General features: G+C 66.5%; 6 protein-coding genes, 9 tRNA genes and 1 pseudogene. 14 read left to right on the plus strand and 2 right to left on the minus strand.

Going from position 1 to position 6468, the window contains the following annotated elements; genetic code table 11:
- Window position 1: 1 nt before the first annotated feature.
- From OXN85_04980 to OXN85_05000, 5 genes are all read left to right on the plus strand, one after another.
- A tRNA-Thr gene (locus tag OXN85_04980) sits at window positions 2-73 on the plus strand.
- A gap of 50 nt (window positions 74-123) precedes the next feature.
- Window positions 124-198 (plus strand) — tRNA-Arg (locus OXN85_04985).
- A gap of 27 nt (window positions 199-225) precedes the next feature.
- Window positions 226-297 (plus strand) — tRNA-Glu (locus tag OXN85_04990).
- 62 nt (window positions 298-359) lie between these two features.
- A tRNA-Ala gene (locus tag OXN85_04995) sits at window positions 360-432 on the plus strand.
- A gap of 58 nt (window positions 433-490) precedes the next feature.
- Window positions 491-563, plus strand: a tRNA-Lys gene (locus OXN85_05000).
- A 67-nt stretch (window positions 564-630) separates the two neighbouring features.
- Here OXN85_05000 and OXN85_05005 read toward each other — a convergent pair.
- Window positions 631-1707, minus strand: coding sequence for a hypothetical protein (locus OXN85_05005; GenBank protein ID MCY3599312.1), 1077 nt, complete (start codon window positions 1705-1707; stop codon window positions 631-633).
- A gap of 122 nt (window positions 1708-1829) precedes the next feature.
- On the opposite strand from OXN85_05005, the gene OXN85_05010 reads away from it, so the two are divergent.
- The 9 genes and pseudogenes from OXN85_05010 to OXN85_05050 all read left to right on the plus strand — a co-directional run bounded on the left by OXN85_05010 (window position 1830) and on the right by OXN85_05050 (window position 5651).
- Complete coding sequence (locus OXN85_05010) at window positions 1830-2405, plus strand: VanZ family protein (GenBank protein MCY3599313.1); 576 nt, start codon at window positions 1830-1832, stop codon at window positions 2403-2405.
- A 103-nt stretch (window positions 2406-2508) separates the two neighbouring features.
- Window positions 2509-3795, plus strand: a complete 1287-nt coding sequence (locus OXN85_05015; protein MCY3599314.1) for a serine hydrolase — start codon at window positions 2509-2511, stop codon at window positions 3793-3795.
- An 83-nt stretch (window positions 3796-3878) separates the two neighbouring features.
- On the plus strand, window positions 3879-4136 hold the full coding sequence (locus OXN85_05020; protein ID MCY3599315.1) for a type II toxin-antitoxin system RelB/DinJ family antitoxin: 258 nt from the start codon (window positions 3879-3881) through the stop codon (window positions 4134-4136).
- Between the two features lies 1 nt (window position 4137).
- Window positions 4138-4411, plus strand: a pseudogene (locus OXN85_05025) (type II toxin-antitoxin system YafQ family toxin).
- 90 nt (window positions 4412-4501) lie between these two features.
- A tRNA-Arg gene (locus OXN85_05030) sits at window positions 4502-4576 on the plus strand.
- Window positions 4577-4645: 69 nt separating this feature from the next.
- Window positions 4646-4731, plus strand: a tRNA-Leu gene (locus tag OXN85_05035).
- Window positions 4732-4737: 6 nt separating this feature from the next.
- Window positions 4738-4823, plus strand: a tRNA-Leu gene (locus tag OXN85_05040).
- A gap of 40 nt (window positions 4824-4863) precedes the next feature.
- A tRNA-Arg gene (locus OXN85_05045) sits at window positions 4864-4937 on the plus strand.
- A gap of 243 nt (window positions 4938-5180) precedes the next feature.
- Window positions 5181-5651 carry a GNAT family N-acetyltransferase gene (locus OXN85_05050; protein MCY3599316.1) on the plus strand — a complete coding sequence of 157 codons (471 nt, stop codon included), beginning with the start codon at window positions 5181-5183 and terminating at the stop codon, window positions 5649-5651.
- A 66-nt stretch (window positions 5652-5717) separates the two neighbouring features.
- On the opposite strand, the gene OXN85_05055 is transcribed toward OXN85_05050, so the two are convergent.
- A partial coding sequence (locus tag OXN85_05055) for a M20/M25/M40 family metallo-hydrolase (GenBank protein ID MCY3599317.1) occupies window positions 5718-6468 on the minus strand: 751 nt, incomplete at its 5' end.

A 6468-nucleotide genomic window follows, 5' to 3' on the forward strand; every position in this document is an offset into this window, starting at 1 on the left:
GGCTCGCGTAGCTCAGGGGTAGAGCGCATCCTTGGTAAGGATGAGGTCGCGGGTTCAAATCCCGCCGCGAGCTTGGAGCAGCATGGAACGGGATAACGGGATAACGGGATAACGGGATAACGGGCGCCCGTAGCTCAGTTGGATCAGAGCACCGGCCTTCTAAGCCGGGGGTCCCAGGTTCGAGTCCTGGCGGGCGCGTGGCAGAAGGGGACGACAGCGGCACGAGCCCCCATCGTCCAACGGCTAGGACACCACTCTTTCAAGGTGGAGATAGGGGTTCGATTCCCCTTGGGGGTACTGGACGGAAGGCAGGGCGGGAGCGACGACAGCCCGTCCACGTGAAGCGGAAGTTGAAGCGCGGGGCCGTAGCTCAGCTGGGAGAGCGCTGCAATGGCATTGCAGAGGTCAGGGGTTCGAATCCCCTCGGCTCCATTTCGCGGCCTGCGCAGTTTGCCCGCCGAGCCCGCGAACGAGAGCTTTGAAGCTGTAGGCGCCGTTAGCTCAATTGGCAGAGCAACTGACTCTTAATCAGTAGGTTCGGGGTTCGACTCCCTGACGGCGCATTCTCCCCCCTCCGCCTCCACGTTCCGCCCGCCGCTTCGCCTCGCTTCTCAGGGGTCGGCTCGCGCCTTACCGGTTCTCGCGCTCCTGCGCGCGCGCGCCGCGCAGCACGTTCTCCAGCGCGTAGTTCGCCTCGTGGCAGGCGTATTCGTAGAGGAGGTCGTCCATCTTCACGAACGGAACCTCGCCGCCCCACGGGGTCTCCCACGTGTCCGGGTCGTCGATCAGGAACTCGTAGTTGATCGTGTTCGCGTCCACGCGCGTGAGCCGTTCCGTGATCTTCATGTTCGGACTCGCGCCGAAGAACTCGCGGTAGGCGGTGAGCTGCTGCGGGTTGAGCTTCGACGTCTCGATGACGAGCGTGTCGTCCTCCCACCAGCCGCGGGAATCCCCGAACCAGGGCCGGATCGCGTCCGGGAAAGATGGCGGGGCGCCGGTCGCGTCGGCCTCTCCGGCGTAGGGCGCGACGCCGATCGGGATGATGCGGGTGTCGTGCACCATCTCGGTCATGATCGCGACGTGGTCGGGAGTCTGCACGATCGTGTAGTTGTTGTTGTAGAAGTAGTTGGGGAGCATCGGAGGACCGGCGTTGGACCCGAACGAGACGACGCAGCGCTCGGAGAGGGGCCGGTTCTCGGGGTTGTCGTACTCCCCGTGCCGGCCGCGGACGGCCATGAGCTGGCCGAGCCGCTGCTGCGCCTCGGCGGTGCGGGCGGGGATGCGGCCGTCCTCCGGAATCATGAGGAGGGAACTGCGCGGTTCTCCGTTCACCACGGCGACCTGATCTCCCCGGTCCAGGTAGAAGAGGTTGTAGCCGCCGGTGCCGCCGGCCGCCGCCTCCAGGATGAAGTCGCACCCGATGGCGATGCCGCCCTCCGCCGGCGCGTCACGGTCCGGATCGCTGGATCCCGAGTGAGCCTCGATGCACTCCTGCCTGCCGCCCTCGATCTGAGCGACCTGCTCGGGGGTGAGCACGGGCTCGAACCCCTGCGGCCGCTCGATGGGCGTGATCGTCCCGTTCGTCCAGTTCCCCTGCAGGTCCGGCCGGCCGTCCGGCGTGCGCGGCACGGCGCCGCCATCCTGCGCCCGCGCGACCGGGATCGACACCGCGGCAACTAGCGCGACCGCGACCGTTGCTCGAATCATGGTTACCTTCATCGAAACTTCCCCCGCGGTTCAGCGTCTCAGGTCGTCACTTTCTAATCATATGGCTCGTTGCGCGATGGTTCACGGGGTGGCCATTCACACGAGCCGGGATGGAGATGCCGATGCCGGAGTTCTCGTCCAAACGGGAAAGGCGCCTGTGGATCTGGGCGCTGGCCGTGGTCGTGGCGATCTACGCGACGGCCGATCTGGCGCGGACGCTGGCCGACGCGTTGCGCGAGAGCGGGCTGCTCGAACTCACGCCGACCATGTTCAGCGCCGGCATGTTCCTGATCGGGATTGCGATCCTGGTGCAGGGGCTGAGGGAGGGGTCGCGCGGCGTGGAGGTCGGTTTCGCGCTGGGCGTCGCGGCGATTGCGATCATCGGCTTCGCCCGCGGCATCGATGCCGCGGAGCGTTCCCATCTCATCGAGTACGCGGTACTGGCGCTCATCATCCACGAGGCGCTGGTGGAGCGGAAGGTCCACGGAAGGCGCGTCCCGGTGCCGGCCGTGCTGGCCATCGCCGCGACGACGGCGGTCGGCGTGATCGACGAGTGCATCCAGTTCTTCGTGCCCAGCCGCACGTTCGACCTGTTCGACATCGGGTTCGACCTGCTGGCGAGCGTACTCGCGGTCGGCTCAAGCGTCTCGATCCGCTGGGTACGCCGGCTGATCGTAAGGTGGCGGCGCCGGCCCTAGCTCAAGGAACCGTGCTTGATCGCCCGGCGTCCAGTACCCGTGTACCGGGGCGGTGCCAGTCGTTACGATGCCACCCGTACTCGGTCTGAATCAGGAGGTTCTCATGCGTAGCATGATTCGCACGCGCCGTGGCGTGCTTTGGGCTGGTCTTGTTGCGGTTTCTGCGGCGGTCGCGTTTCCGGAGGTTGTGGTCGGCCAGTATGTGCCGGCGCGGGGGGACGCGTGGGAGACGCGCACTCCAGAGCAGGTCGGGATGAGCGCGGCGGGCGTCCAGGCGGCGGTCGAATACGCCCTCGAGCACGAGACGAGCCAGGCGCGCGACCGGGAGTTCCAGCACAGCCGGAGCTTCGGCCGCGAACCGCTCGGGGAGGGGATCGGCCCCTTCAACGTGCGGGGTGGGCCGGCGGGGATGATCGTGCGCCACGGCTATATCGTCGCGGAGTGGGGGGACACGAAGCGCGTCGACATGACGTACAGCGTGACCAAGTCGTTCCTCTCGACGTCCGTGGGACTCGCGTGGGACGAGGGGCTGATCAGCTCGCTCGATGACACCGTACGCGAGTACATGGCCCCGGTCGACGTGCCCCCGGGCGACGGGGAGCCGGGCGTGGACCGCGTCGGCTTCGGGAAGCCCGACCCGACGACGATGTTCGAGTCCGAGCACAACCGCACGATCACGTGGGACGACCTTCTGCGGCAGACGTCCGACTGGGAGGGCACGCTGTGGGGCAAGCCGGACTGGGCCGACCGTCCCAGCGGCGACCCCGACACGTGGATGACGCGGGCGCGCCACCCGTCCGGCACGGTGTACGAGTACAACGACACGCGGGTGAACCTCCTCGCGCTCGCCGCGATGAGCGTCGTGCGGCGCCCGCTGCCCGAGGTCCTGCATGAACGCGTGATGGGACCGATCGACGCCTCCCCGACCTGGCGCTGGAACGGCTACGAGAACTCCTGGGTCACGATCGACGGGCGCCGCGTGCAGTCGGTGAGCGGCGGCGGCCACTGGGGCGGCGGCATGTTCATCAGCGCCCGCGACCAGGCGCGCTTCGGCCTCTTCACCCTGCGGCGCGGGACGTGGGGGGACCGGCAACTCCTTTCCGAGGAATGGTTCGACCTCGCGACGACGCCGGGTCCGGCGAACGGTTCCTACGGGTTCATGAACTTCATGCTCAACGTCGGGGACGACGAAGGGGACAAGCGCTATCCGAGCGCGCCCGCGGAGGCGTGGGCCCACCTCGGCAACGGCACGAACATGATTTACTGCGACCCGGTGAACGACCTCGTCGTGGTGGCGCGCTGGATCCCCGGCGGCGCGATCGACGGCCTGCTCAACCTCGTCATCGACGCGATCGACGACACGGCCGCCACCTCATCCGGATCGTCCTGAGACGACCTCGAGCGGCAAGGTCAGTGCCTTGCTATGGCCATGTCACGTAGCTACAATAGAGCTACGTCAGAACAGGAGGCCAGATGAGCACCGACACCGTTGTGCGCGCCCGGATCGACAGCGACACCAAAGCACGCGCTACCGAGGCGCTCACGGCCATGGGCCTGACCATGTCCGACGCGATCAGGTTGTTGCTGCTACGCGTAGCTGACGAGCAGCGACTGCCGTTCGCCGTCCAGGTGCCGAATTCGTCTACACTCGCGGCCATGAAGGAACTTGACGAGGGCAAGGGCCGGCATTTCGGTAGCGCTCAGGAGTTGTTCCGGGACCTCGACATCTGACTTGCTCACCCCAGTTCGCTCGGTGCGGTTCAAACGCGACGTCAAGAAAGCCAGGAAGCGTGGCAAGGACCTTGGCAAGCTGCGGATATTGTTGGCGTCGCTGATCGAGCAGGAGCCGTTGTCCGCGCGCCATCGCGACCATCCGCTGCGGGGCATTTGGAAGGGCTACCGGGAGGGCGCACGTCGAACCGGACTGGCTCGTCATCTACCGTATCAGGGGTGGCGAACTGCACTTGATCCGCACCGGCAGCCACTCCGACCTCTTCAAGGAGTAGGGTCGACGGTTCAAGGTAGACGTTACGCTCCGGGCTCGTTAGTTTCTCACGCACGGCGCGTCGCCTCTTCCGGCGGCGCGTTTCGTGTCTGCGCCCGTAGCTCAGCCTGGATAGAGCGCTTGCCTCCGGAGCAAGAGGTCACAGGTTCGAATCCTGTCGGGCGCACTCGTCCCGGCTGAGCCAGAGGCACCGGTTCTCGGGGGCGGCTCCGGACCGGAGGGTTCGGGGGCGCGGGCTCGGGTGGCGGAAATGGCAGACGCGCAGGATTCAGGATCCTGTGGGATTAAACTCCCGTGGGGGTTCGACTCCCCCCCCGAGCATTTCAGGCCCAGGTGGCGGAACTGGCAGACGCGCTAGCTTGAGGGGCTAGTGTCCTATTACGGACGTGGAGGTTCGAATCCTCTCCTGGGCATGCAGCATGACATCGCCGGTCGCCGGACGGCCGGCTCCGAGCGCCCGTAGCTCAACTGGATAGAGCACCTGACTACGGATCAGGAGGTTGGGGATTCGAATTCTCCCGGGCGCATGCTTTCCTTCCTTCGGAAGTCAAACCTGCGCCCGCGAGAATTCGGGCGCTCGTGGAGCTTCGCTCCCCTTCGCTGGCCAAATTCTCCCGGGCACTTCCTTTTTTTTGGGGCTCAGGTGCCGGTGTGGGATGGTCGGGGGGCTCGCGGGGGCTTCGCCCGCTCGCGGGGGCAGACCTGCCGGGCGATCGGGCCGCGGGTGGTCGACTTACTCCAACGCTTTCCTCAAGGACGGGTGCCTTCGCATGCGCGTCAGACTGGCGGAGAAACGGGATGTGGATCGGTTGCTTGAACTCATGCGGGGGCTTGCGCGGTTCGAGGAGTACATCGACGACTTTGCGGTGACGCGGGAGAGCGTGCTGGAGCATGGGTTCGGGGACGACCGTCTCTTCACGGCGTTCGTGGCCGAGCAGGGCGATGATCTCGTCGGGATGGCTGTGGTCTACACGATTCCGTGGACCTATACGCTGCGGCCGAAGGTTGTGCTCAAGGAGCTGTTCGTCGAAGAGAGTGCGCGCGACGCCGGGGCGGGGAAGGCCTTGATGGCGGCGGTGATTTCGCACGCCGAGTCCATCGACGCGGCCGAAGTGATCTGGACCGTCATGGACGGGAACCGCACGGCCGAGGGCTTCTACCGATCCCTGGGCGCTTCGCCCGACCTCAAGTGGAACAACTGGTCCCTGAACCTCGACGCGAAGGCACCACGCGCCCGCTGACCATGCGCCAGGTACTAATCACGTACTAATTCGTGTCAGATTAGTATTTGGCTCGCGTGCCAGCCGTCAGGATGGCCCGGAACTGCGCGCCGGGGGGCGGCAGTCGGGCCACTGGGTGCCGGGTGGCATGGTGCGCCGGGCACGGGGCATCGGCTCCACGTCCTCGGAGGCGAGGTAGGCGAACATCGCGGTCATCACGGCGTCGTCGCGCAGGTCCTCGTAGACGATCTTGTCGAAGGTGTCGCGGTTGGTGTGCCAGGTGTAGGTGCTCGTGTCCCAGCGGTTGTCGGCGATGTTCATCTCGCTGCGGCCGGTGCCGACGTGGAAGCTGAAGGCGGGCACTCCCGCGCACAGGAAGGAGGCGTGGTCCGTCCCGCCCGACTCGGGCATCCCCGGGACCTCGAGCGTGACGAGATCGGACAGCTCGCTCGGGATCTTCGCGAGCCACTCGCCGAAGCGCCCCGCGGCGCCGGCGAAGCCCTGCATGGGGATGAAGGTGACCGGGCCGTTCCCGTGATCGACGTTGAACACGGTGTGGGTGCGCTCGAGGATCTCGGGATGGTCCTCGACGAAGGCACGTGAGCCGTTCAGGCCCTGCTCCTCGCCGTTCCAGAGGGCGCCGATGATCGTGCGGCGGGGGTTCGGGACGGCGTGCTTGAGGATGCGCATCGCCTCCATGATCGCGACGGCGCCGGTGCCGTTGTCGAGCGCGCCATCCGAGCCATCCCACGAGTCGAAGTGGCCTCCGAGGATCACGTACTCCTCGGGCTCGGCGCTGCCGGGGATGACGGCGAAGGCGTTGAAGACCGGTACTTCT

Origin of the sequence: Candidatus Palauibacter australiensis (assembly GCA_026705295.1) — a bacterium.
Lineage (GTDB): Bacteria > Gemmatimonadota > Gemmatimonadetes > Palauibacterales > Palauibacteraceae > Palauibacter > Palauibacter australiensis.

Excerpts from the sequence above, each read along its gene's own strand:
- OXN85_05015 (MCY3599314.1), top strand. The coding sequence starts at position 2,509 with ATGCGTAGCATGATTCGCACGCGCCGTGGCGTGCTTTGGGCTGGTCTT.
- OXN85_05005 (MCY3599312.1), bottom strand. The coding sequence starts at position 1,707 with ATGATTCGAGCAACGGTCGCGGTCGCGCTAGTTGCCGCGGTGTCGATC.
- OXN85_05020 (MCY3599315.1), top strand. The coding sequence starts at position 3,879 with ATGAGCACCGACACCGTTGTGCGCGCCCGGATCGACAGCGACACCAAA.
- OXN85_05050 (MCY3599316.1), top strand. The coding sequence starts at position 5,181 with ATGCGCGTCAGACTGGCGGAGAAACGGGATGTGGATCGGTTGCTTGAA.
- OXN85_05010 (MCY3599313.1), top strand. The coding sequence starts at position 1,830 with ATGCCGGAGTTCTCGTCCAAACGGGAAAGGCGCCTGTGGATCTGGGCG.